General features: G+C 60.4%; 26 protein-coding genes. 13 read left to right on the forward strand and 13 right to left on the reverse strand.

Annotated features, from left to right (window positions below):
* Positions 1 to 43 precede the first annotated feature (43 nt).
* The 3 genes from ACA059_RS19790 to ACA059_RS19800 form a co-directional block, all read right to left on the reverse strand.
* Positions 44 to 796: an HvfC family RiPP maturation protein gene (locus ACA059_RS19790; RefSeq protein ID WP_497630648.1), complete on the reverse strand. Its 753-nt coding sequence runs from the start codon at positions 794 to 796 to the stop codon at positions 44 to 46.
* A complete protein-coding gene (locus ACA059_RS19795) occupies positions 789 to 1,628 on the reverse strand; it encodes an HvfB family MNIO-type RiPP peptide maturase (protein WP_497630649.1) in 840 nt (279 codons plus the stop codon). Before ACA059_RS19795 ends, ACA059_RS19790 begins: the two co-directional genes overlap by 8 nt.
* A 144-nt stretch (positions 1,629 to 1,772) precedes the next feature.
* Entirely contained in the window at positions 1,773 to 3,107 is a 1,335-nt protein-coding gene (locus ACA059_RS19800) for an acetamidase/formamidase family protein (protein WP_497630650.1), read from the reverse strand.
* Between the two features lie 425 nt (positions 3,108 to 3,532).
* On the opposite strand from ACA059_RS19800, the gene ACA059_RS19805 reads away from it, so the two are divergent.
* The gene (locus ACA059_RS19805; RefSeq protein WP_497630651.1) at positions 3,533 to 4,579 is read left to right on the forward strand and encodes a class I SAM-dependent methyltransferase; all 1,047 of its coding nucleotides are present in this window, start codon (positions 3,533 to 3,535) and stop codon (positions 4,577 to 4,579) included.
* 147 nt (positions 4,580 to 4,726) lie between these two features.
* Entirely contained in the window at positions 4,727 to 5,569 is an 843-nt protein-coding gene (locus ACA059_RS19810; protein ID WP_497630652.1) for an NAD-dependent protein deacetylase, read from the forward strand.
* A 124-nt stretch (positions 5,570 to 5,693) separates the two neighbouring features.
* Here ACA059_RS19810 and ACA059_RS19815 read toward each other — a convergent pair whose 3' ends face one another.
* Complete coding sequence (locus ACA059_RS19815) at positions 5,694 to 6,596, reverse strand: LysR family transcriptional regulator (RefSeq protein WP_415764500.1); 903 nt, start codon at positions 6,594 to 6,596, stop codon at positions 5,694 to 5,696.
* Between the two features lie 209 nt (positions 6,597 to 6,805).
* Here ACA059_RS19815 and ACA059_RS19820 point away from each other — a divergent pair, with 209 nt between their 5' ends.
* From ACA059_RS19820 to ACA059_RS19830, 3 genes are read left to right on the forward strand one after another with little or no spacing between them, the layout of a single operon-like run.
* The gene (locus ACA059_RS19820; RefSeq protein ID WP_074875602.1) at positions 6,806 to 7,504 is read left to right on the forward strand and encodes a CoA transferase subunit A; all 699 of its coding nucleotides are present in this window, start codon (positions 6,806 to 6,808) and stop codon (positions 7,502 to 7,504) included.
* A 36-nt stretch (positions 7,505 to 7,540) separates the two neighbouring features.
* Positions 7,541 to 8,206, forward strand: coding sequence for a CoA transferase subunit B (locus ACA059_RS19825; RefSeq protein WP_282382231.1), 666 nt, complete (start codon positions 7,541 to 7,543; stop codon positions 8,204 to 8,206).
* An 11-nt stretch (positions 8,207 to 8,217) separates the two neighbouring features.
* Positions 8,218 to 9,399, forward strand: a complete 1,182-nt coding sequence (locus ACA059_RS19830) for an acetyl-CoA C-acetyltransferase (RefSeq protein WP_497630653.1) — start codon at positions 8,218 to 8,220, stop codon at positions 9,397 to 9,399.
* Positions 9,400 to 9,693: 294 nt separating this feature from the next.
* On the opposite strand, the gene ACA059_RS19835 is transcribed toward ACA059_RS19830, so the two are convergent.
* On the reverse strand, positions 9,694 to 10,296 hold the full coding sequence (locus ACA059_RS19835) for an NADPH-dependent F420 reductase (protein ID WP_497630654.1): 603 nt from the start codon (positions 10,294 to 10,296) through the stop codon (positions 9,694 to 9,696).
* 111 nt (positions 10,297 to 10,407) lie between these two features.
* Here ACA059_RS19835 and ACA059_RS19840 point away from each other — a divergent pair, with 111 nt between their 5' ends.
* The gene (locus tag ACA059_RS19840; RefSeq protein ID WP_497630655.1) at positions 10,408 to 11,304 is read left to right on the forward strand and encodes a LysR family transcriptional regulator; all 897 of its coding nucleotides are present in this window, start codon (positions 10,408 to 10,410) and stop codon (positions 11,302 to 11,304) included.
* 87 nt (positions 11,305 to 11,391) lie between these two features.
* Here ACA059_RS19840 and ACA059_RS19845 read toward each other — a convergent pair whose 3' ends face one another.
* On the reverse strand, positions 11,392 to 12,711 hold the full coding sequence (locus ACA059_RS19845; protein ID WP_497630656.1) for an Nramp family divalent metal transporter: 1,320 nt from the start codon (positions 12,709 to 12,711) through the stop codon (positions 11,392 to 11,394).
* Between the two features lie 59 nt (positions 12,712 to 12,770).
* Here ACA059_RS19845 and ACA059_RS19850 point away from each other — a divergent pair, with 59 nt between their 5' ends.
* Together ACA059_RS19850 and ACA059_RS19855 are read left to right on the forward strand one after the other, a co-directional pair.
* Positions 12,771 to 12,902, forward strand: coding sequence for a hypothetical protein (locus tag ACA059_RS19850; protein WP_497630657.1), 132 nt, complete (start codon positions 12,771 to 12,773; stop codon positions 12,900 to 12,902).
* 107 nt (positions 12,903 to 13,009) lie between these two features.
* Positions 13,010 to 13,807, forward strand: a complete 798-nt coding sequence (locus ACA059_RS19855) for a hypothetical protein (RefSeq protein WP_497630658.1) — start codon at positions 13,010 to 13,012, stop codon at positions 13,805 to 13,807.
* A gap of 84 nt (positions 13,808 to 13,891) precedes the next feature.
* Here the strand turns inward: ACA059_RS19855 and ACA059_RS19860 are convergent, their stop codons facing one another.
* Positions 13,892 to 14,161, reverse strand: coding sequence for a hypothetical protein (locus ACA059_RS19860; protein ID WP_348130995.1), 270 nt, complete (start codon positions 14,159 to 14,161; stop codon positions 13,892 to 13,894).
* A 172-nt stretch (positions 14,162 to 14,333) separates the two neighbouring features.
* On the opposite strand from ACA059_RS19860, the gene yddG reads away from it, so the two are divergent.
* The 3 genes from yddG to ACA059_RS19875 all read left to right on the forward strand — a co-directional run bounded on the left by yddG (position 14,334) and on the right by ACA059_RS19875 (position 16,846).
* On the forward strand, positions 14,334 to 15,266 hold the full coding sequence (gene yddG / locus ACA059_RS19865; RefSeq protein ID WP_497630659.1) for an aromatic amino acid exporter YddG: 933 nt from the start codon (positions 14,334 to 14,336) through the stop codon (positions 15,264 to 15,266).
* Positions 15,267 to 15,350: 84 nt separating this feature from the next.
* Positions 15,351 to 16,022 (forward strand): glutathione S-transferase family protein, encoded by a 672-nt coding sequence (locus ACA059_RS19870; protein ID WP_497630660.1) that lies wholly within the window; start codon positions 15,351 to 15,353, stop codon positions 16,020 to 16,022.
* Between the two features lie 236 nt (positions 16,023 to 16,258).
* On the forward strand, positions 16,259 to 16,846 hold the full coding sequence (locus ACA059_RS19875) for a DcrB/PsbP domain-containing protein (RefSeq protein WP_497630661.1): 588 nt from the start codon (positions 16,259 to 16,261) through the stop codon (positions 16,844 to 16,846).
* Between the two features lie 3 nt (positions 16,847 to 16,849).
* Here the strand turns inward: ACA059_RS19875 and ACA059_RS19880 are convergent, their stop codons facing one another.
* From ACA059_RS19880 to ACA059_RS19890, 3 genes are all read right to left on the reverse strand, one after another.
* Complete coding sequence (locus ACA059_RS19880) at positions 16,850 to 17,566, reverse strand: alpha/beta hydrolase (protein ID WP_497630662.1); 717 nt, start codon at positions 17,564 to 17,566, stop codon at positions 16,850 to 16,852.
* Between the two features lie 182 nt (positions 17,567 to 17,748).
* Positions 17,749 to 18,861, reverse strand: a complete 1,113-nt coding sequence (locus ACA059_RS19885; protein ID WP_497630663.1) for a succinylglutamate desuccinylase/aspartoacylase family protein — start codon at positions 18,859 to 18,861, stop codon at positions 17,749 to 17,751.
* Between the two features lie 215 nt (positions 18,862 to 19,076).
* The gene (locus ACA059_RS19890; RefSeq protein ID WP_056746669.1) at positions 19,077 to 19,856 is read right to left on the reverse strand and encodes an ABC transporter substrate-binding protein; all 780 of its coding nucleotides are present in this window, start codon (positions 19,854 to 19,856) and stop codon (positions 19,077 to 19,079) included.
* Between the two features lie 246 nt (positions 19,857 to 20,102).
* Here ACA059_RS19890 and ACA059_RS19895 point away from each other — a divergent pair, with 246 nt between their 5' ends.
* Positions 20,103 to 20,735, forward strand: coding sequence for a type 1 glutamine amidotransferase (locus ACA059_RS19895; protein WP_497630664.1), 633 nt, complete (start codon positions 20,103 to 20,105; stop codon positions 20,733 to 20,735).
* A 109-nt stretch (positions 20,736 to 20,844) separates the two neighbouring features.
* On the opposite strand, the gene ACA059_RS19900 is transcribed toward ACA059_RS19895, so the two are convergent.
* On the reverse strand, positions 20,845 to 21,279 hold the full coding sequence (locus ACA059_RS19900) for a rhodanese-like domain-containing protein (protein WP_201182113.1): 435 nt from the start codon (positions 21,277 to 21,279) through the stop codon (positions 20,845 to 20,847).
* A 101-nt stretch (positions 21,280 to 21,380) separates the two neighbouring features.
* Between ACA059_RS19900 and ftrA the strand changes: the two genes are divergently transcribed.
* On the forward strand, positions 21,381 to 22,355 hold the full coding sequence (ftrA, locus tag ACA059_RS19905; protein WP_497630665.1) for a transcriptional regulator FtrA: 975 nt from the start codon (positions 21,381 to 21,383) through the stop codon (positions 22,353 to 22,355).
* A gap of 137 nt (positions 22,356 to 22,492) precedes the next feature.
* Here ftrA and cobF read toward each other — a convergent pair whose 3' ends face one another.
* Both cobF and ACA059_RS19915 read right to left on the reverse strand, forming a co-directional pair.
* On the reverse strand, positions 22,493 to 23,248 hold the full coding sequence (cobF, locus tag ACA059_RS19910; RefSeq protein WP_497630666.1) for a precorrin-6A synthase (deacetylating): 756 nt from the start codon (positions 23,246 to 23,248) through the stop codon (positions 22,493 to 22,495).
* Positions 23,248 to 23,820, reverse strand: a complete 573-nt coding sequence (locus ACA059_RS19915; protein WP_497630667.1) for a histidine phosphatase family protein — start codon at positions 23,818 to 23,820, stop codon at positions 23,248 to 23,250. The genes cobF and ACA059_RS19915 overlap by 1 nt, the downstream gene beginning before the upstream one ends.
* Positions 23,821 to 24,021: the final 201 nt, after the last annotated feature.

Genomic DNA, 24,021 nt, shown 5'->3' on the forward strand with positions numbered 1-24,021 from the left:
CCGCCCGGACCAAGCTCGCTCCCACAGGGGATTGGTGGTGTTTTCAGTAGCCCACCACTCCTTCTTCATGCATCTGCCGCAACAACACCGCCCCACTTTCCATAAACTCCGGCGACCCAGCCATCCCCGCCTCCACCGCCAATCCTTCCAGCTGCTCACGCCCGTCCAGTTGAGGAAATTCCTCAATCCGCTGCAACAAGCGCCAAGCCAACGGGCTCAGTGCAGAAAACTTCACACTCCAGTCCTCAGCCCGACGCACCAACAGCAACGTCGGCTGAACCGGCGCCATCTGCGGTTGATAATCCGGCCCCACCAACTGCACCGGCCAGGCATACGCCAACGGCCAGGCCAGTGGCGAAACCAGCAACGGTCGGTCCAGCAACAACCCGGCATCGCTCAGTGGCAACGGCTCAGCCTCGGACTGCTGCAACGCCATCTCGATCCACTCGTAATGCGCCAGTTCCACCATGAACGGCGGCCACGACCCTTCGGTCAACGCTTGCGGTTCCGAGGCCAGGAACTCGACAAACTCCTTGGCGATCTCGCCGAATTTCGGCGTGTGCGCGCGGTAGTCGCGCAGGAAAATCCGTACCAGTGAACGCCAGTGCTCATCACCGAGAATCTTGATCAGCACCGGAAAAGTCCCGTTGAGCAACGACGACAGGTTCGCGAAAATCAGGTCGCGGTAAACCTGCGCCCGTGTCACGTCCATCCCGGCCGGTGGTGCGCAATGATCGGGATCGCGCAGGTAAAGGCCCAGGGTGTTTTGCTGCTGAAACAGGCTCGGCTTATCCACGGTTCACCCCCTCGGTTTGCAGGCGGCGAATGGTCTGTAACTCGGCCACCAGTTCGGAAAATGCCGGAAAGTTGAAATCCCGCTCCAGCAGCGTCGGCTGCGCGCCGAATCGGGCGTAAGCCTCAGCCAGCAACGACCAGACCACCGGTTTGACCGAAGCGCCGTGGGTGTCGATTTTCAACGTGTCGGACTCATCGAAGTGCCCAGCCACGTGCATGGCCACCACCCGGCCCGAATCGATGCCGGCCAGAAAGGTCTGCGGATCGAAACCGTGATTGATCGAGTTGACGTACACATTGTTGACGTCCAGCAGCAGGTCGCAATCGGCTTCGCGCAGCACAGCGTTGGTGAAGGTCAGCTCGTCCATGTCTTGCTGTGGCGCGGCGTAGTAGGAGACGTTTTCCACCGCCAGGCGCCGACCAAGAATGTCCTGAGCCTGGCGAATTCGCGCGGCGACGTGGTGCACCGCTTCTTCGGTAAAGGGCAGCGGCAGCAGGTCATAAAGGTGACCGTCATCGCTGCAGTAGCTCAAGTGTTCGCTGTACAGCGGCACGTTGTAGTGATCGAGAAAAACCCGGACCTCCTGCAGAAACCCGACGTCCAGCGGTGCCGGGCCGCCCAAAGACAGCGACAAGCCATGACAGGACAACGGATAGCGCTCGGCCAGGGCACGTAGCGCATGACCATGAGCGCCACCGATGCCGATCCAGTTTTCCGGCGCGACTTCCAGAAAATCGAAATCGCCCACGCGCGCTGCTTGAAGGTCTTTCATTAAACCGCGACGCAAGCCGAGCCCGACGGTCGCCTTCGCTGGGAGGGTGGGAGTTTGCATGATCTCGATCTCAATGATTGCCAGAACGGAATCACAGTTAACCGAAACGGTGTATCGGGTCTGTGTTCCGTTCCGGCAGAAAATCGCAGCGGTTGTATCGCCAGCGGGTCTGTACACCCTGTGGTACAGACCCGCCGCTGCGCGTTACGCCAGGTCGTACTTCTCGCGCACCAGATGGCCAATGCCGATGCGATCCAGCACGTTCATCGGGCACAGGAACGTCACGCGGACGGTGCCCGGCAAGCGGCTGATGTCGATCGAACCGGTGATGGTCGCGCGGTTGAGCACTTCGTCGTATGGCAGGCCCGTGACCGAGGCGGCGCGTTTCAAGCCGTTCTCTACCGCGACGTTGAGGTTCTCGCCGCTGCCGATAAAGGTGATCGGCCCGCTCTGCTCGATGTCGTGCTGACCCCAGCGCTCGCCCAGCTCACGGACTTTCTGCCGCTGCTCGGCATTCATCGGCCGGGCCATGGGCGGCAAGTCGTCAAGGTTTTGCAGCAGGATCGGCCCTTCCAGCGTCAGGTTTTTCACCACCTCCACCACCACTTCGGTTTCCCCGGAGCAATCGGTGGCATGCCCGGCGATCTCGCCGTTGCCCTGCTGGGCGTGCATGTCGCCCATGTACACACCGGCGCCTGGCACCTTGACCGGGCAGATCAACACGCAGCCCTCGCGGATCGAGTTGGTGTCCATGTGACCGTCAGTCTTGGCCGCGTGCAGTTCTTCGCGGGTCATGCCGAAACGGTGCGGCGCGCCGATCAGGTATTGGCCGAAATCGGCGCAGTTATGGGAGTCGGGCAAATCACGGGACGGCGTGGTGCCGATGTTGCCGAGGAACGGGCGCATGTGCGCCGCGACGCCGGGGATGTCGGCGCGCGCCAGCGACAGGATCGAATGTTGCGCGGCGAACTCCGGCAGCGCCGACATCTCGGCTGCGTTACCGGCCAGTTGATTGGCGACGTCCTGATTGACGGTCAGGCTGACCTGATTCTGCGCATCGAACACGATCACGTAGCCGTGGCTGAAGCGAAACGCGCTGACTTCGGCGCCACAGGTGTTACAGCGAATCGCGTCCTCGCCGATGCCTTCGACATGGCTCGCCGGATGTTCGGTACCGCACTTGCCACAGAATTTGGAGACGAACGGATCGCCGTGGTAGCGACCTTCAACGAAGCTCATCACCCCGGACGAAGTGGCCAGCGAGGTGACGCGCATGCTTTTGATCTTGATCGCCACCGCGTCGCCGATTTCCGCACCGGCAATGGCCACCGGTTGCGTCACTTCGTGGCCACCCTCGAAGGCCGGCGTGATCATCGGCCCCCAGCAGCCCGGTGGTGTGCCGGTGATCAGGGTGCCGCCGTCGGCCAGTGGCCCGAGCATCGGCTGGCTTGGGCCGATGATGCCGCTGGTGTAATGGTCGACGCGCAGGCGATTGACGGGTGCAGATTTCAGGTCGGTTTCAGGCAGGAGCGTGGTCATTGTTGTCCCCTTCACGGTGTATAGGGTGCCAAATGGCCTACGCAGTTCATCGCAGGTTTGTATCTCGCCTGTGTTCGGCAGTGCCCCTGAATTAGCGGGCACTGTATCGAGAGGCCGGTTAGATACAGTGCAATACACAACACAAATCCCTGTGGGAGCGAGCTTGCTCGCGATAGCGGTGGGTCAGGCAACATCATTGTCGACTGCAAGTCCGCTATCGCGAGCAAGCTCGCTCCCACAGGGGCCAGTGTCAGTCAAGGAAATGAGCTTTCGTCGCTCCAGGCAGCGGTGCACAGACCCCGGACTAAACTTAGTGCACGCAGGGCGTGCTTATCGTCCTGTTCATTCCCACGACCACCGTCCAGAGGTGAACGCCTCGAAAAACAAGGCCTCTGGACTGTGATCCTGCTGAAGGAGCACACGTGATGGACGAGGCCAGACTCAATGATTTCATGGGCAAACTGGTGAACGACATGGGCGGCGCGGCGATGCTCGCCAACGTCATCCTCGGCGAAGAGCTCGGACTGTACCGGGCCATGGCCGACAGTCAGCCAGTCACCCCTGAAGCCCTCGCTGACAAAACCGGCTGCAATACCCGCCTGCTGCGCGAATGGCTCAGCGCCCACGCCGCTTCCGGTTACATGGAACACCGCGACGGCCAGTTCCGCCTGCCCGAAGAGCAGGCCCTGGCGTTGGCGATCGAAGACTCACCGGTCTATATCGCGGGTGGCGTCGGGGTGGTTGCATCGTTTTTCCATGACAAGGACAAACTGGTCAACGCCATGCGCGGCGACGGTGCCCTCGCCTGGGGCGATCACCATCCGTGCATGTTCAGCGGCACGGAGCGGTTCTTCCGGCCAGGTTATAAAGCGCACCTGGTCGCCGAATGGCTACCGGCGCTCGAAGGCGTGGTCGCCAAACTGGAGACTGGCGCCAAGGTGGCGGATATCGGCTGCGGCCACGGCGCCTCCACCGTGATCATGGCCCAGTCGTTTCCAGATTCGCGGTTCGTCGGTTTCGACTACCACGCGCCCTCCGTGACCGTCGCCACCCAGCGTGCTGAAGCCGGTGGCGTGTCCGGGCGTGCGCGGTTCTTCCAGGGCACGGCAAAAAGCTTCCCCGGCAACGACTATGACCTGGTCTGCTACTTCGACTGCCTGCACGACATGGGCGATCCGGTGGGCGCGGCGCGGCACGCTTATGACGCGCTAAAACCGGACGGCACGGTGCTGCTGGTAGAACCGTTCGCCAACGACTCGCTCGACGACAACGTCACCCCGGTTGGCCGCTTGTTCTACGCCGCCTCGACCTTCATCTGCACCCCGAACTCGCTGTCCCAGGAGGTCGGCCTCGGACTCGGTGCCCAGGCTGGCGAGGCGCGGCTGCGCAAGGTCTTCACCGAGGCGGGGTTCAAGACGTTCCGGCGGGCTACGGAAACACCGTTCAACTTGATTCTGGAGGCGCGTAAATAATTATTGCTGACCGCTGACCGGTGACTGCTTACTGTAGGAGCTGCCGCAGGCTGCGATCTTTTGATCTTCAGCGATTTGAGCATCGTCAAATCAAGATCAAAAGATCGCCGCCTTCGGCAGCTCCTACCGGCCCTCCGGAGTGTTGAAATGCTCGACAACCTCATCCGCGAACAACTCGACCGCCTTCAGCAGTTAATGACCGACCAGTCGTTTGTGGTCCTGACCGGCGCCGGCATCAGCACTCCGTCGGGCATTCCGGACTACCGCGACAACCAGGGCGTGCGGCGGGGGCGGCAACCGATGATGTATCAGGAGTTTCTCTCTGCCCCCGAATCCCGGCGACGCTATTGGGCGCGGGCGATGCTCGGTTGGCCGCGAGTGCGCCAGGCCCAGCCGAATGTGGCCCACGAGGCCTTGGCCAGTTTGCAAAGTTCGCAGCAGATCAGCGGGCTGATCACACAAAACGTCGACACCCTGCACGACCAGGCCGGCAGCCATGACGTCATCGAACTCCACGGCAGCCTGCACCGGGTGTTGTGCCTGGACTGCGGGCAGCGCAGCGAACGGGATTCGATCCAGCAATTGATGGAAGCGCAGAATCCGTATCTGGCCGGGGTGGATGCGGTGCAAGCCCCGGATGGCGACACGCTGCTGGATGCGGCGTTTGAGGCGCGGTTTCAGGTGCCGCATTGCCCGCACTGCGCGGGTGAGCGGATGAAGCCCGACGTGGTGTTTTTTGGCGAGAATGTGGCGCAGGTGACAGCGGCCAAAGCGATGGCTGCGGTCGAAAAGGCTGCGGGGTTGCTGGTGGTCGGGTCTTCGTTGATGGCGTATTCGGCGTTTCGGTTATGCCGGGCGGTGGCGGATCAGGGGAAGCCATTGATTGCGATTAATTTGGGGAAGACTCGGGCGGATGACATCCTTGATTTGAAAATAGAGGCGTCGTGCGAACAGCTTTTGCCCCTACTGACGCAACACTTGAGCACTTAAAAACTGAAGAAACCGAACCCCTGTGGGAGCGAGCTTGCTCGCGATGAGGTCGGCACATTCAACATTAATGTCGCCTGACACGACGCCATCGCGAGCAAGCTCGCTCCCACATTGGATCTGTGTTTCATCGCGCAGAAAGGCGCTGGCTCAGGTTTTCTTCTTTGAGGATGTCGAACAACGCCTGAGCCGCAGCCGACAGTTCCACCCCAGGCTTGGTCAACACCCCAATCGCCCGCTCCACCACCGGATCGCGCAAGGTAATGCACCGCGCCCCGAGTTCCAGCATCTGCCCGACACACAACGCCGGCACCGCACTCACCCCCAACCCGCTCGCCACCATCCGCCCAACCGTCGCCAACTGATGGCTTTCAAACTCCACCGGCAATTTCATCCCGCGAGCCTGCAAGTGTTCTTCCAGCATCACCCGCACCGTGGACGGTCGCTGCAAGGTGATGAACGGTTCCTTGAGCAAGGTCTGCCAATCGATGTCTTCCCGTTCGGCAAAAGGAGAATCCTTCGGCACAACGGCCACAAACCGGTCCATGTACAACGGCGTGAATGCCAGCGACGAACTCTGAGTCGGCTCAAACGCCACCCCCAGCTCAACCTGCCGGTCACGCACCATCTCCAGCACCTGCTCGTTGATCACGTCATTCACCGTGACGTTGACCTTGGGATAGCGCGCGCGGAAGGTTTTCAGGATCGGCGGCAGCAGGTTGCCGGCAAACGACGGCATTGCCGCCAGCGTCACGCGACCGCGCTGGAGGGTGAAGCGTTGGCGCAGCTCATCCTCGGCATTGTCCCAGTCAGCGATCAGGCGACGCGCCAGTGGCACCAGCGATTCTCCTTCCGCCGTCAGCGCGACATTGCGCGTGTTGCGGGTGAACAGGCGCCCGCCCAGCCCTTCCTCCAGTGCCTTGATGGTCAGGCTCAGCGCCGATTGCGACAGGTGCAACCGCTCGCACGCCACGGCAAAACTCAAACTCTGGGCCACGGCCAGGAATGCGCGGATCTGCTTGACTGTCATGTGCGAGATGCTCCAGTAATCAGGAGCACGGCTTGCCCGCGATGGCTTCCTTGAAATCGCCATCGCGAGCAAGCTCGCTCCCACAGGATTGATTGGTGAGTTTTATCTATCAATCAACCTTAAAAATCAACTTAACAAATGAATACTGCGGCGAGACACTCCATCCCATACGGCTAGCCAGCCGCCCACAAAGAATAAAAGAGGTGCATATGGCAGGTTTCGACAAGCGCGTGAGTTCCTACGAGGAAGCCCTTGCAGGTCTTGAAGATGGCATGACCGTGATCGCCGGCGGCTTCGGTCTGTGCGGGATCCCGGAAAACCTCATCGCCGAGATCAAGCGCAAAGGCACACGTGACCTCACCGTGGTTTCCAACAACTGCGGCGTCGACGGTTTCGGCCTCGGCGTGTTGCTGGAAGACCGGCAGATCCGCAAGGTGGTGGCCTCCTACGTCGGCGAGAACAAAATGTTCGAGGAGCAACTGCTCAGCGGCGCTATCGAAGTGGTCCTGACCCCTCAAGGCACCCTCGCCGAAAAAATGCGCGCAGGCGGTGCCGGCATCCCGGCGTTCTTCACCGCCACCGGCGTCGGCACTCCCGTTGCCGACGGCAAGGAAGTTCGCGAGTTCCATGGCCGCAAGTACCTGATGGAAGAATCCATCACCGGTGACTTCGCCATCGTCAAAGGCTGGAAAGCCGACCATTTCGGCAACGTCATCTATCGCCACACCGCCCAGAACTTCAATCCGCTGGCCGCCACCGCGGGCAAGATCACGGTGGTCGAAGTCGAAGAAATCGTCGAGCCCGGCGAGCTGGACCCGGCGCAGATCCACACCCCTGGCATCTACGTCGACCGGGTCATTTGCGGCACGTTCGAGAAGCGCATCGAACAGCGCACCGTGCGTAAGTGATCCCCTGCCCCCGGACCGAATGAAGGAATAACAACAATGGCACTTTCCCGCGAACAAATGGCTCAACGCGTCGCCCGCGAAATGCAGGACGGCTTTTACGTGAACCTGGGCATCGGCATTCCGACCCTGGTCGCCAACTACATTCCTGAAGGCATGGAAGTCATGCTGCAGTCGGAAAACGGCCTGCTGGGCATGGGTCCCTTTCCTACTGAAGAAACCATCGATGCCGACATGATCAACGCCGGCAAACAAACCGTGACCGCGCGTATCGGCGCGTCGATCTTTTCCTCGGCCGAGTCCTTCGCGATGATCCGCGGTGGTCATGTCGACCTGACTGTACTCGGTGCGTTTGAAGTGGACGTGGAAGGCAACATCGCCTCCTGGATGATCCCCGGCAAGCTGGTCAAGGGCATGGGCGGCGCGATGGACCTGGTGGCCGGTGCAGACAACATCATCGTCATCATGACCCACGCGTCCAAGGACGGTGAGTCCAAGCTCCTGTCCAAATGCAGCCTGCCGCTGACCGGCGCCGGGTGCATCAAGCGTGTGCTGACCGACCTCGCCTACCTGGAAATCCAGGACGGCGCATTCATTCTCAAGGAACGCGCACCGGGCGTCAGCGTCGAGGAGATTGTCGCCAAGACCGCCGGTAAACTGATCGTGCCGGATCACGTTCCGGAAATGCAGTTCGCTGCCCAGTGAGGAATCATTCCATGCAAGAAGTCGTCATTGTCGCCGCCACCCGTACCGCCATCGGCAGTTTCCAGGGTGCCCTGGCCAACGTGTCCGCGGTTGACCTCGGTGCTGCGGTAATCCGTCAGTTGCTGGCGCAAACCGGTCTGGACGTTGCTGAAGTCGATGAAATGATCATGGGCCAGGTGTTGACCGCCGGCGCCGGGCAAAACCCTGCGCGTCAGTCCGCGATCAAGGCCGGCCTGCCGTTCACCGTGCCGGCGATGACCCTGAACAAGGTCTGCGGTTCGGGTCTCAAGGCCCTGCACCTGGCCACCCAGGCGATTCGCTGCGGCGATGCCGACGTGATCATTGCCGGCGGCCAGGAAAACATGAGCCTGTCCAACTACGTCATGCCCGGTGCCCGCACCGGTCTGCGCATGGGGCACGCGCAAATCGTCGACACCATGATCAGCGACGGCCTGTGGGATGCGTTCAACGATTACCACATGGGCATCACCGCCGAGAACCTGGCCGAGAAGTACAGCCTGACTCGCGAACAGCAAGACGCCTTCGCCGCAGCCTCGCAGCAGAAAGCCACGGCCGCCATCGAAGCCGGGCGTTTTGCCGATGAGATCACGCCGATCCTGATTCCTCAGCGCAAGGGCGATCCGCTGTCCTTCGCCACCGATGAACAACCACGCGCCGGCACCACCGCCGAAGCGCTGGGCAAACTGAAACCGGCCTTCAAGAAGGACGGTTCGGTGACCGCCGGTAACGCCTCATCCCTGAACGACGGTGCTGCCGCCGTAATCCTGATGAGCGCCGAAAAAGCCAAGGCCCTCGGCCTGCCTGTGCTGGCGAAAATCGCGGCTTACGCCAACGCGGGTGTAGATCCGGCGATCATGGGCATCGGCCCGGTCAGCGCGACTCGTCGTTGCCTGGACAAGGCCGGTTGGTCCATCGACCAACTGGACCTGATCGAAGCCAACGAAGCCTTCGCTGCACAATCTCTGGCGGTGGCCAAGGACCTGGAATGGGACCTGAACAAGGTCAACGTCAACGGCGGCGCTATCGCCCTGGGTCACCCGATCGGTGCGTCGGGTTGCCGAGTGTTGGTGACCTTGCTGCACGAAATGATCAAGCGTGACGCCAAGAAAGGCCTCGCCACCCTGTGCATCGGTGGTGGTCAGGGCGTGGCACTGGCGATCGAACGGGCGTAAAGCGTTCAACAGACGGCGCGGGGACCCACGAATATCCGTTCGCCGTCTGGTAACACACCCGGTGATTCAGAGTTAAATCTGAGCTGCTTTTGTGGCGAGGGGGCTTGTCGGAACGCCGCACCGCCCCGTTGGGTTGCGCAGCAGCCCCCAAAATCTCGGCAACTGTCGAAGACTTTTGGGAGCGCTTCGCACTCCAACGGGGCGGTGCGGCGTTCCGACAAGCCCCCTCGCCACAATGAGTCAACATTCAGGCTTGCCTCAGCTGACTGGCACCGGGTTCTTTTTGTCTGGCCGTCAGGCGAATTTCACCAGATTCAGCACTGGCAGCGGACCGCCTGGAAACTGCACCAGCCGCGCCCCGACGCTCAATTCCCCAAGATCAATCCCGAAGAAGCCCAGCTGTTCGATCAGCGCCGCCACTTGAGCTTTCGCATCGGCATCATCACCCGAGAGAAACAGCACCCGTCGCCCACCCTCCGCTGCCGGATCGCTTTCCAGAAAACGCGCCTGAAGGTGATTGAACGCCTTCACCACCCGCGCACCGGGCACCCATTCGGCAAACACTTCGCTGGACATTCGCCCCTGCAAATCCACCGCCTTGAACGACGGCGCCTCGATTGAGTTGTTGGCGTCGATGACAATCCGCCCGCCAAAATCCGGCAGGCCGGCGAGCGCGGTCGGCAACTTCGACCAGTTGACCGCGACCAACACGATAGCTTGTGCGGCGGCCTCCTCGCGGGTTCCGGCACGCGCCGTTGGCCCGAGTTCTGACACCAGCGAGGCCAGGCTTTGCGGGCCACGGCTGTTGGCGATAACCACTTCAATGCCTTGACGCGACAGTGCTCTGGCAAAGGCTGCGCCGATTGCGCCGGCGCCGATGATTCCGATGGTGCTCATGGTTGTTCACTCCGAGGGTTGTCGTTGGAGTGAATACTGCGCTTGCCATTAACGCTTGATTAGCGGGTAATGCGTTGAATGATTTCCAAGCATGACTAGCAGGTGCCTGCCATGGAAACCCTCGCCAACCTCGAATCCTTCGTCCGTAGCGCCGATACCGGCAGTTTTTCCGCCGCCGCACGGGTGCTCGCGCTGACCCCTGCCGCAGTCAGCCGCAACGTGGCGATGCTCGAACGCAACATCGGCGTGCGGCTGTTCCAGCGCTCGACCCGCAAGCTGTCCCTGACCGAAGCCGGGGAACGCTTTCTGACGAGCATCGGCGGCAATCTGGAAGCGTTACAAACAGCAATCAGCGCGGTGAGCAGTGACCAAGGCGAGCCGGCGGGCGTGCTCAAAGTCAGTCTGGCGCCGACGTTTGGCATCGGTCATGTCTTGCCGCTGCTGCCGGCGTTCCTGGCGCGCTACCCGTTGATTCGCCCGGAATGGCACTTCGAAAACCGCCCTGTGGATTTGATTGCGGAGGGATATGACGCGGCCATTGGCGGCGGCTTCAAGTTGACGCCCGGGGTGGTGTCGAGGACGTTGGCGGCGGCGCATGTGGTGGCGGTCGCTTCACCCGCCTACCTCGCAGGACGCAGCCTGCCCGAGAGTCCGGTAGACCTGTCCGGACATACCGGCATTGTGATGCGCGGCACCCGCACCGGGCGGATTCGCCAATGGCTGATGCACGATGGCGCGGGCAACGAAGCACCGGCCAATCTGAACGAACACATTGTGCTCAATGATCCGGCCGCCATGCGCGAAGCGGCGATACTCGGCCTGGGCGTGACACTGCTGGTGCTGCCGGATGTGCTGGCGAATATCCAGCGTGGCGAATTGGTGCGCCTGCTGCCCGACTGGCACGCCGACGCGGGGCCGATTTCGCTGTATTACCCGAGCCGGACGTTGATGCCGGCCAAGACCCGGGTGTTCATCGACTTTGTGGTTGAGGCGTTTGAACGGGGTTGAAGATCAAAAGATCGCAGCCTGCGGCAGCTCCTACAGGAGTACGCATTCCCATGTAGGAGCTGCCGCAGGCTGCGATCTTTTAAAGATTCACACCAAAAACTGCAGAATCAACCAGCTATTCGCCCCGCTGATCACCACAAACAACCCCCACGCCAGCACCCTTGTCGGCCACCGATTCACAAACGTCCCCATGAGCCTGTGATCGTTGGTCATGCGAATCAGCGGATACAACGCAAACGGCAATTGCAGGCTCAACACCACCTGACTCAACACCAGCAGCTTACCGATCGCGTCGTCGCCCATCATCCAGACGCCAATGAACGCCGGGATCAGCGCCAGCCCGCGCGTGAGCAATCGCCGTTGCCAGCAAGGAATCCGCAGGGTCAGGAAACCCTCCATGATCACTTGCCCGGCGATGGTCCCGGTGAAGGTCGAGCTCTGACCCGAAGCCAGCAACGCGACGCCAAACAACACGCTGGCCAGCGCCCCGCCCACCAACGGGTCGAGCAAGTGATAAGCGTCCTGGATGTCGACCACGTCGGTATGCCCGGTCTTGTGGAACGCCGCCGCGGCGAGGATCAGGATGGCTGCGTTGACCAGCAACGCCAGAGCCAGGGAGCCAATGGTGTCGATGCGCGCCAGTTTCACCGCGTCCTGCTTGCTGGCCAGGTCCTTGCCGATCATCCGGGTCTGCACGATGGAGGTGTGCAGGTACAAGTTATGCGGCATCACCGTGGCCCCGAGAATACCGATGGCCAGGTACAGCGGCGCGGCATCGCCGATGGTGGACAGTGACGGCGTGAAACCCCGGGCAACGTCCGGCCAGTAGGGTTTGATCAACAACAATTCAACGAAGAAACACACACCGATGGTGCCCACCAGCACCAGCATGATCGCTTCGAGTCGGCGAAAGCCACGGTTTTGCAGGGCCAGCACCAGCAAGGTGTCGAACGCCGTGAGCGCGATGCCGAAGGTCAGCGAACAGCCCAGCAGCAAGTGGAACGCCAAGGCACAGCCGAGCACTTCGGCCAGGTCAGTGGCGATGATCGAGATTTCCGCCAACACCCACTGGATCCTAGCGGTGCGCGTGCTGTAGCGCTCCCGGGACAACTGCGCCAGATCACGCCCGGTGGCAATGCCCAGGCGCGAACACAAACACTGCACCACCATCCCCGCCAGACTCGCCAGCAGCACCACGAACAACAAGCTGTAACCAAACCGCGAGCCGGCTTCGATAGCGGTCGCCCAGTTGCCCGGGTCCATGTAGCCGATGGAAACCAGCAAGCCAGGACCGGCAAAGCGCAGCATCCGGTTGAAGAACGAAGCGCGGGGATCGACGGCAACGCTGCCGGCCACTTCCGGCGGACAGAATGGCGCCGTGGCAGTTTTGGGCAAACTGAATTTCACACAAACATTCCGAAACAGGTTGAAGCGGGCAGCTTAGACGTTCACTCCTTCGGCTGTACATGCAAAACCCCGTAGGAGCTGCCGCAGGCTGCGATCTTTTGATCTTGATCTTCGGCGAAGCTGAAATTGCTGAAAATCAAAAGATCGCAGCCTGCGGCAGCTCCTACATGGACCGCATCGTGGTCACCTGAGTCAGCATTGAAGCCCTGATATTTGTATACAAAATCACGACATCTATAGAGCAATCACTCCCGCGCAATGCTAACGTTGCCGCCTCACTCAGGTCGGAGGTGCGTGCGTGCTGATACTCAAACTGCTGGTCATCCCAGGATTTCTCTTGCTGATTTCCCTGGCCGGTAAACGCTGGGGACCGAGTGTCGCCGGTTGGCTGTCGGGGCTGCCGGTGGTGGTCGGGCCGATTCTGTTATTTCTCGCCATCGAACAAGGCCAGGTGTTCGCCGCTCAATCTGCGACGGCAGCACTGTCCGCAATGTTCGCGATGATTGCCTTTTGCGTGACCTACGCTCAGGTTGCACAACGCGCGGGGTGGCCGTGGGCGCTGATGATTTCGCTGTTGGTCTGGGCCACTGCGGCCGTTGTGCTGTCGTTGATTCCCCCATCCCTGGTGTTCTCGGTGATCGCCGCCGCGACCGCTCTGCTGGCGGCGCCGTATCTGTTTCCCTCGGTACAGCCGATCGTGTCGGGCCCGGCGCCGAAGTCCGACAAATTGCTGTTACGCATGATTGCCGGCGCGCTGCTCACCCTCGCGGTCACGTTGTTGGCCAGTACCGTTGGTGAACGCTGGAGCGGCCTGCTCGCGGTGTTCCCGGTGCTGGGCAGCGTGATGGCGGTGTTCTCCCAGCAAACCCGCGGGCCGGCGTTTACCGCTGCGTTGTTGCGGGCCACCGCGACCGGGATGTATTCGTTTGCGGCGTTTTGCCTGGTGTTGGCGTTGGCCTTGCCGAGGTTTGGCTGGTGGGGATTTGGGATGGGGGCGGGGGTTTCGTTGGGGATGTTGCTGGTGACTAAGAGACTGGTCATGGGTTCAAAAGACGGTTCGACCGTATCAAAGAACTTGCAGAAGGCAGACACGTAACAACAATTCCCGAACACTCAAGAAACGCCCGAAGAAACCTCGGGCGCTATTGCAACGTGCAGAAGTCACCGATGAACTGTGTGCTTACAAATACACCGGAGGCGATGCCGACGCGTTAGGTGGAGCACCCAGTTTATCGTTGCAAACAACAATCTCGCGTACGTTCTTTGGAAGACTCGATACGACAATTTTGTAAGGATAAGGCCCGCGATTTTCATAGCTGTCGATATCCCCTCTTCCCAACTCCTCCCATTTGGTTCCGTTCTTATAGTAAGCCACCGCCTTGCCGTAGCTATTGGTCTTACCCTCAATTATCAAGCTCAATGCTGCACTTATTACATTTTCATTCGCCATTGTTTAATCTCCGGTTTCTGTTCGTAAGCGGACAAGTTACGGAGCCAGTATTCTCTGAGCCTTAAATTATGCCTACCTGTCAGAAATTACAGTTCAGACGAATGGTATCCCTGGCAAACACTGCTACGCTTGAGGCACGATGAAACTCGTCCTTGCCCATGGAGAGGCGCACGTGACCGACTCAAACCAGGTATCCCACGCCAGTAAAGCCCCTCACTCCGCCACCGCCGTTGGTGTCATCGCGATATTTCTCTGGTCCTCGCTGGCATTACTGACCACCCTCACCGAAGGCATTCCACCGTTTGAACTGCTGGCGCTGGGTTTCGGCGCTGCGTTCGCGGCGAGCCTGGTGATTCTGGGCCGACGCGGGATCGCCGGGTTCACCAGTTGGCGCCAGCCCTGGGCTGTATGGGCGACCGGGTTCGTCGGAATTTTCGTTTATCACGCGTTGTACTTTTTCGCGCTAAAAGCCGCCCCGGCGGCCGAAGCCAGTCTGATCAACTACCTTTGGCCGCTGTTGCTCGTGTTGCTGTCGACGTTCTCGGCCGGAGAAAAGCTGCACAAGCGGCAATTGCTCGGCGCACTGCTGGGCCTGGCCGGCACGGCTTTCATCATGCAGCAGCGCGCTCCGAATGCTGATGCCGCGATGCCCATCGCCGGTTATCTCGCGGCGTTCGGTTGTGCACTGATCTGGTCGACTTACTCGGTGATCAACCGCCGGTTCAGCGAAGTACCGAGCAGCATCATTGGCGGCATTTGCGGCCTGGTCGCCGTGGCCGGACTGGTCTGTCACCTGGCATTCGAAACCACGGTACAGCCCGACTTCAGCCAATGGACCGCGATTGTCGTCCTCGGGCTTGGACCGGTAGGCCTGGCGTTTTTTGCCTGGGACCACGCCACCAAACACGGCAGCCTCGCGACGCTGGGGGCGCTGTCCTACCTGGCGCCGTTGATTTCCACGTTGTTGCTGATCACCGTCGGGCGCAGCCATGCCAGCCCGATTCTGATCGTCCCCGCGCTGCTGATTATCGCCGGTGCAGTGATCGCCACGTCGCGATCAACCGCTAAAGTGCCGATAACACGTTCGATAGTTTCGAACGAGTAAAGCAAAAAGCTCGCACGTCATTCGAACGTGTTTACTTCAACATCAGCCTCAGTTCAAAACCAACCACTGACTGAGGCCTACACCATGAAGTTCTTTTTCCACCCTTCGCCCAACCCGATGAAAGTCGCCCTGCTGCTTGAAGAACTGCAAACGCCCTACGAATTGATCGGCGTCGACACCTTCAAGGGCGAGCAACACCTGCCGACCTTTTTGGCGATCAACCCGAACGCCAAAGTACCAGCCCTGGTCGATGGCGACGCGACCGTCTTCGACTCCCAGGCGATCCTGCTGCACCTGGCGCAGAAGCATCAGCGCTTCCTGCCGACCTCCGTGACCGGGCAAGCCGAGCTGCTGTCATGGCTGATGTTCATCGCGACGGGCCTGTCGCCATTTTCCGGCCAGGCGGTGCACTTCCTGCACCACGCACCGGAAGACCTGGCGTATGCGAAAAACCGCTACCTCAAGGAAGTCGAACGCCACTACCGCGTGCTCGACCAGCGCCTGGCCGACCATCAGTACCTGGCCGGCGACACCTACAGCATCGCCGACATGGCACTCTGGGGTTGGGCCAATTACGCGCCGTACATCCTCGGCGAGAACGGTCTGGCGGCGTACCCGAACGTCAAGCGCCTGTTCGATGAAATCAGCGCCCGTCCGGCCGCCCAACGTGCCCACGGTCTTAAAGAGAAACTGGTGCTGAAGGCGGAGTTCGACGAAGAAACCCGTCGCAACCTGTTCCCGCAGAACCAGGCGTAACACCGTTGCTCCTGTAGCAGCTGCCGAGCCTGCGAGGCTGCGTTCGGCTGCGCAGCAGTCGTGAGATCAGACTATGCAGTGTTTCAGGGAGACCGCACATACAGGTTTCACGACTGCTGCGCAGCCGAACGCAGCCTCGCAGGCTCGTCAGCTGCTACAGGGTGGGTGAGGGCTGCTAGAAAGTGAATTCCATGGGATGATCGCCCTCAAAGCGCGATCATCCCTGGAGTTTCTGAATGTCATTGTTGAGTAAAAAAACCGTTGTCCTGTTGCTGACGGCGGTTGCCAGTCTGGGAGCGCTGAATGCGCAGGCCGCCAAGGCTACTGCCAGCGATACCGCGCCCGCACAGAAAGTCTCGATGCTCGGCGGCAAATTCAAGTTCACCCTGCCTAAAGGCTTCGTTGCCAACCCGTTGCCTGCCGGCGACGCGGCCACCGGCACCGCCGGGGCAACGGGCACCATGTACACCAATCAGGCGACTAAAACCGTAGTGATCGCCGCTGAAAACACTATCCCCGGCGGCCTCAACGTCAAAGACAACGACGGTCAGTTCCTCGACTCCGCGGCGTCCGACTTCGCCACCGAACAAGCCACGGCGCTGCCGGACTTCACCAAGCTCAGCGAAAAAAGCCTGACTCAGAAAGGCACTGGCCTGGGGCTGCGGCAGATCGACAGCACCGCCACCCAGGGCGGCGGCAAAACCCTCGACACCACAGTGATGGCCGCGTCCAACACGCGCATGGCGATCGTTCAGGTAATTTCCCGCCTCAGTGACAATGCTGGCCACGAGACGCTGGTCAAGCAGATCGTCACCGGCAAGTGAGCATCAGGGATTGAGACGCTGCAACCAGGCGCTCAAGTCCTGCATTTCGGCAGCACTGATGCTGTGACCGACGCCAGGGTAGGCATGAAATTCAGGCTTGAGTGACAGGCTCTGTAACAGGCTGTCGGCGTCTGTGCCGTCAATGTACGGAAGGCGTTTATCCGCAGTGCCATGTCCGATGAAAATCGCCAGCTTCTGGCGCTTTTCATCCGGTTTCAGTTCGGACTGGAGCACCGGCAGAATCCGTCCGCTCAACGCCGCGATCCCACCCACCGCCTCGGGATGACGCAGAGCCACCTCGTAGGACATGATCGCGCCCTGGCTGAAACCCACCAGAAACACCTTGTTCGGTTCGGTGTGATATTTCTTCGCCGCTTGTGCGACGAAATCCTGCAGCACCTGGCCACTGGTCTTCAGATCATCGGTCTCACCGTCGTAGGCAGCGTTACCCTTCTCGCGAAACCACTTGAAACTACCCTCCTCCATCACTATCGGTGCGCGTACCGACAGATAGTTGTATGACGCGGGCAGTTCATCCTTGATGTCGAACAGGTCCTCCTCGTTACTGCCAAAACCGTGGAGGAAAATCACCAGGGGCTGATTGCGCGATTCGGGGTTGGCCTGCTCCAGGTACTTGAGCGGCAGATCGGTTTGCAGCGGGGTTTGAGCGTGGACGGCGGCGGACGCCAGGAGTGTCAGCAGAGCGAGAACCTTCAACATAAACCTTCCTTCACAAGTGCAGGATTCGGGGCAGAGCCTAACACTGTGAAGCTTGCCGGGGGATTATGGGTGTTGCTGATGCCGCCATCGCGAGCAAGCTCGCTCCCACAGGGGAATGCATTTCAAATGTGGGAGCGAGCTTGCTCGCGATGAGGCCCTAAGACGCTACGAAGATCCCTCGGTTAATCGTTGATGAGTTTCCCAACCCGAATCGGCTCACGTCCGGCGACCTTCGCCTGCCAGGTGCCCGGCTGGGTATAGCGCCCGCGATCGATGGCAAACAACACGCCACTGGTCCCGGCGCAAACAGTCGTGACCCGATCATTCAGCGGATCAACCACTTCAAACAGCGCATCCCCCTTCTCCACCCACTCACCGGAATCGCGCAAGAAACTGACGACCCCATGATGCGGCGCGAACAGGTATTGGGTGCCTTCGAACGGCATGCCTTCACAACATTCGCTCGGGGCCGCAGGCCAAGTACCTGTGATGAAACCCTGCTCGGCGAGGAACCCGAGAATCGCCTCGCAATTGGCTTGAGCCTGATCGACTCGCGTATCACCCATGCTGCCCAGCTCCAGCGTCGTCGCCAGGTTGGCCGGCGGGATCGCGGCCTCAGGGAAAGCCCTTGCCAGACGTAACCACGGCGTTGAACACGACTCATCGAATGAGCTGCCGCCGGATTCTTCACAGAGCAACGCCACCCCAGCCTTCAAACGCGCCGCCAGGGATTGCCACTGCGGCCAGTGTTGCGGCAAGGCATACAGATGAATCGCCGCGTCGAAATCACAATGCAGATCGAGGGTGATATCGGCCTCACAGGCGTGGCGCAGCAGCAAGCGGTGCATGGCTTCAAGCTGCGAGCCCGGTGCCGGCAAATCGTCGAGTACCTGGCCCATGGTCTGGCGTATCAGCGCAATGTTGGCAGCCGCATCACTGCCCAAGCGATCACCGATCAACTCAGCCACCGGTGCGCTGAGTTCGACGAAGGAGCGGTTGAAGTTCTTGCCGCTGCCCAGCTCGAAGCGGCCCATGTGGCTGCCTTGCAGGTGTTGATCGAGGCCGATGGGATTGGCCACCGGAACCAGTTCGATCACGCCCTGCAACTGACCTTGGGCTTCGAGTTCGGTCAGACGCTTCTTCAGTTCCCACGCCGTGCGCATGCCCGGCAGTTCATCAGCGTGCAGGCTGGCCTGGATGTAGACCTTGCGAGTGCCCGCGCCATAACGAAACACGCTGAGGGTGCGTTCGGTGCCCAGGTGGCTCCAGGGCAGTGAATGGTCGATGCGTTGCATGTGGGGCTCCTGTAGCTACCGGTGCTCAGGATCACTGAGCGTAGGAGCTGCCGAAGGCTGCGATCTTTTGATCTTGTTCTTCGGCGGCAGTGAAGCCGCCGAAAATCAAAAGATCGCAGCCTTCGGCAGCTCCTACATGGGATGTATGTCGCAGGATAAATCACATAAAAAAGTGACAACCGCATCAACGGTTGCCACTTTTTTGAAAGGCGTGATTACTGGCCGTAAACGTCAAAGTCGAAGTACTTGTCTTGCACTTGCTTGTACTTGCCGTTGGCGCGGATTTCGGTGATGGCGGTGTTGAATTTCTCTGCCAGGGCGGTATCGCCCTTGCGCACAGCAATACCGGCGCCGCCGCCGAAGTACTTGGCGTCTTCGTAGGTCGGGCCCACGAAAGCGAAGCCTTTACCGGCGTCGGTTTTCAGGAAACCGTCATCCAGGTTGACCGAGTCGGCCAGCATCGCGTCAAGACGACCGGCGACCATGTCCAGGTTGGCTTCCTGCTGGGAGCCGTAACGAACCAGATTGATACCGGCCGGCACCAGCACTTCAGTGGCGAAGCGGTCGTGGGTACTGGCGCGCAGCACACCGACTTTCTTGCCTTTGAGTTCGGTCAGCGGGTCTTTGATGTCGGTGCCTTCCTTCATCACGAAGCGCGCCGGGGTGTGGTAGTACTTGATGGTGAAGTCGACGTTCTTTTTGCGATCGTCGGTGATGGTCATGGACGACAGGATCGCGTCGATTTTCTTGACCTTCAGCGCCGGGATCAGGCCGTCGAACTCTTGCTCGACCCAGGTGCACTTCACTTTCATCTGCTCGCACAGCGCGTCGCCGATGTCCACGTCGAAACCGGTGAGTTTGCCGTCAGGGGTTTTCATCGAGAATGGCGGGTAACCGGCTTCGATACCGAGGCGGATCGGCTTGGCGTCTTCGGCCACAGCCGTCAGGGACAACATCGACAGTGCCAGGGCACCGAACATCACTAGCTTCTTCATTTATAACTCCTGTGTGCGGAGGCTTTTATTGGCAGCTTTCGATTGGCTTTCGGTTGGTGAAGACCGAAGTGGCCGGCAGTCTAGAGCGGCTCAAGGAGGGTCAATTGTGTTTAAGCGACAAATACTTATATAAAAGTGGCCGACGGATTCGAGTCCCTTGAAGCGTGCTCCAAGCCGGTGCAAAGACTGTAGGACAAGCCCTTTTTTCAGACAAAACCTACAAGCAAAAACTACAAGAGAACCCATATGCGCACGTTGAACTTGATCCAGCACCACCCCGCCGAAGGTCCCGGCGCCATTGCCACGTGGGCTGCGTCCCGAGGTTTGACCTTGAATGTGTTTCGCGCCGACCTCGGCCAGTTGCCGCCAGTGAGTACGGCACCCGTGATCCTGTTGGGCGGGCCTTGCGAGTCCAACGGCGGGCCAGCGTGGCTGGAGGCTGAACGCCAGTGGTTGGCGGGCAGTCTGGATCAAGGCGCGGCGGTGTTTGCGATTTGTCTGGGAGCGCAGTTGCTGGCGTTGAGTCTGGGCGGGAATGTGCGGCGGATGGATCGAACCGAAACCGGTTGGACGCCCGTGACCTTTGTCGATGGCCAGACGTTACAAGTGCTGGAATGGCACGAAGACGCCATCGACCTGCCGCCAAACGCGCAGTTGCTGGCCCGCAGTGATCAGTGCGAGCAGCAGATGTATCGCGTCGGGTCGACGCGGGTGGGTTTGCAGTTTCATCCGGAGTGGACGGCTGAATCGGTGGCAACGCTCAATGCGCACTTTGCCGACGAGTCACCGCTGCCCCGGGGTCAACAGGACAGCGCCGCCTATGCAACCGTGTTCGAGTGGTTGCAGGCGACGCTGGATGAGTGGTGGGCATCCGTATAGAGCAAGATCAACAGATCGCAGCCTCGTTTCACTCGACAGCTCCTACGGGCGATCGCGTAGACCTGTAGGAGCTGTCGAGTGAAACGAAGCTGCGATCTTTTCGACTACATCAACATTCGCAACTGATCACGGTGCTGGCAGGCCGTTGCACCGCCACACTCAACTCAAACCCTTCATCCAGCCACCCGGTCACCCCGCCGATCATTTCCTTGACCGGGTAACCCAGCGCCGCCAGTTTCACGGCAGCCTTGTTGGCACCGTTGCAGTGGGGCCCGGCGCAATACACCACGAACACGCTGGTTTTCGGGTAGGCCGCCAGACCTTCAGCGCTCAACAGTCGCCCCGGAATATTGATCGCCCCCGGCACATGGCCACGCTCGAACGCGAGCGGGCCGCGCACGTCTACCAGGACAAAATCCACTTCGCCGGCCTGTTGGCTGCCGTGGACGTCAGAACAGTCGGTTTCGAAGGTCAGACGGTCGCTGAAATGCATCAGGGCGATGGCAGATGGGGCGGCGGGAATCTCGCGGACCAGGCTGGTCATGGGCTGTACTCCAAAGTCTCGGTGGGTGTGAGAAGACTTTATCCACCTGACGCTTGCGGCTACAGTGGCGCACAAGACACTCACCGGGAACTTTCCGCCAAATGCAGCCCACCCCTGGATTGGTCGCGATTCTGGCCTACGACGGCCTCTGTACATTCGAGTTCGGCATCGCCGTGGAGATCTTCGGCCTGGCACGTCCGGAGTTCGACTTCCCTTGGTACGAGCACCGGATCGCCGCCGTGGATCAAGGCCCGATGCGCGCCATGGGTGGCATTCAGGTACTGGCCGATGGCGGCATGGAGCTGCTCGAGGACGCCCGGACCATCATCATTCCCGGCTGGCGTGATCGCAGCGCCCCGGTGCCTGAGGCATTGATCGCGGCCCTGCGCCAGGCCCATGCGCGGGGTGCGCGGCTGCTGTCGATCTGCTCGGGCGTGTTCGTGCTGGCGGCCACCGGTTTGCTCGACGGTCGCGGCGCCACCACGCACTGGCGCTACACCGCTGAGCTGGCCGAGCGTTTTCCGAACATTCTGGTGGACCCGGACGTGCTCTATGTCGATTCAGGTCAGCTAATCACTTCGGCCGGCAGCGCTGCCGGTATCGATGCCTGCCTGCACTTGGTGGCGCGGGACTTTGGTACTCAGGTGGCCAATTCGGTGGCGCGACGGCTGGTGATGTCGCCGCAACGCACTGGCGGCCAGGCGCAGTTCATTCCGACACCGGTCAGTCCTACGCCGCGTAGCGATTTGTCGCGCGTCATGCAGTGGGCACGCGAGCGTTTGCACGAACCGCTAGAGGTGCGCGAGTTGGCGAGTGAGGCGGCCATGAGCGAACGGACGTTTCTGCGCCGCTTCACTGAAGCCACCGGCATGCCACCCAAGGCGTGGTTACAGCATGAGCGCCTGGGCCGGGCCCGCGAGCTGCTTGAGAGCACGAATCAGAACACCGACCAGATTGCCCAACACTGCGGTTATCGCTCGGTGGAGAGTTTTCGGGTGGCGTTTCGCAGCGTGATCGGCGTGCCGCCGTCGGTGTATCGGGAGCGGTTTGGGCGGGAGGTTAAAGCAATAAGTTGAGCTGTGTTTGAGGGCCTCATCGTCGGATCGCCGCCCGGAGCAAGCTCGCTCCCACAGTTGACCGAGTTGTCTGGACGGCCGCGGTCTATGTGGGAGCGAGCTTGCTCGCGAAGGCGTCAGCCCAGACACCGATGCACTCAAGGCTTGCGCAACAGATACGTATCCATAATCCACCCATTCTCCAACCGAGCCGCCTTGCGCACCCGCTCGATCTCATCCGCCACATCCTTGAGCTTGCCGCTGATCAGAATTTCATCCGGCGTCCCCAGGTAGGCCCCCCAGTAAATCTCTGTCTCCTGATCCGCCACTTGATGGTAGGAATCCTCCGCATCCAGCATCACCACCAGGCTGTCGGCATCACTCACCTGCCCCGCCGCCAGCCGTCGACCCGTGGTGATTTCAATCGAGCGGCCAATGCGGTTCAGCGGCACCTTATGCTGCGCCGCCAGCGCCTGAACACTGGTGATACCGGGGATCACGTCGAACTCGAAGACGCACCGGCCCGAGGCCAGAATCGCCTGCAAGATCCGGATCGTGCTGTCGTACAACGCCGGATCGCCCCACACCAGAAAACCGGCGCACTGGTCATCAGTCATTTCCTCGCTGATCAACCGTTCGAAGGTCTGCTGCTTGGCCAGGTTCAGGTCTTCCACGCTGGCCTTGTAGTCCACATCACCGCGTTCGCGCTCCGGGCTGTGGGCTTCAACGAAGCGGTAGTCGCGATCGGTGATGTAGCGCTCGCAGATCTCGCGGCGCAGGTCGATCAGTTTGTCTTTGCTCTGGCCCTTGTCCATGAGGAAAAACACGTCGACGAGGTTCAGCGCTTTCACGGCTTGCATCGTGATGTAGTCGGGATTGCCAGCACCGATGCCGATGACCAGAAGTTTTTTCATCAATGTGCTCCCTCAGGGTCAGTGTCCAGCAAGCGTAAGCGCCAGCGGCCGTTGAACCGCAACTCGATGGCCGACAGCGGTTCAACGTCGATCAGGTTGAACGCTGCACCTTGCAGCACTTGCGTCAGCGCGGCGCGCATGACAAACGGATGGGTGATGGCAACGATGTGTCCCGGTGTGGCCTCCAGCGTTTTCAGCCAAGCGGCCACCCGCTCACCGAGTTGAACCACCGACTCGCCACCATGGGACGCCGAATTCGGGTCATCGAGCCAGATCTGTAATGCTTGGGCTGAGGATTTTTGCAGATCGTCGATCCGTACGCCTTTCCAGAGCCCGAAATCGCAATCCCTCAATGCCTCGACAATCTCCACGTCGCTGCCAAACAGCTCGGCGGTTTGCCGGGTTCGCAGTTCAGGTCCACACACCAGTCGCGGCGTCCCCTTGAACTGAGCACGACGTGATCCCCTTGCCGATTGCCAATCCATTTCTATTGGCTCATTCGTAGGAAAACACGCCAATTTTTGTGCGACGGTTCGAGCGTGGCACATCAAAGTCAAACGGGTTGCCTGCACGAAGGATCACTCTGTTGATGGAATGGAAAACGGCAACACGCCGCAAACAATTACCCAATTGTGCCGCAAGAAGCGCGATCCAGGGCGTTTCGTTTGATCCAGCAAACACAGGCTCTAACTCACACACACCTAAAAAATTCGTCGATATCCGACACCACTATGGGCGACGGCCTACAAGCTCAGTCGACTTCCATGTAGCCC

The sequence above is a fragment of the Pseudomonas sp. LBUM1647 genome, from assembly GCF_059716175.1.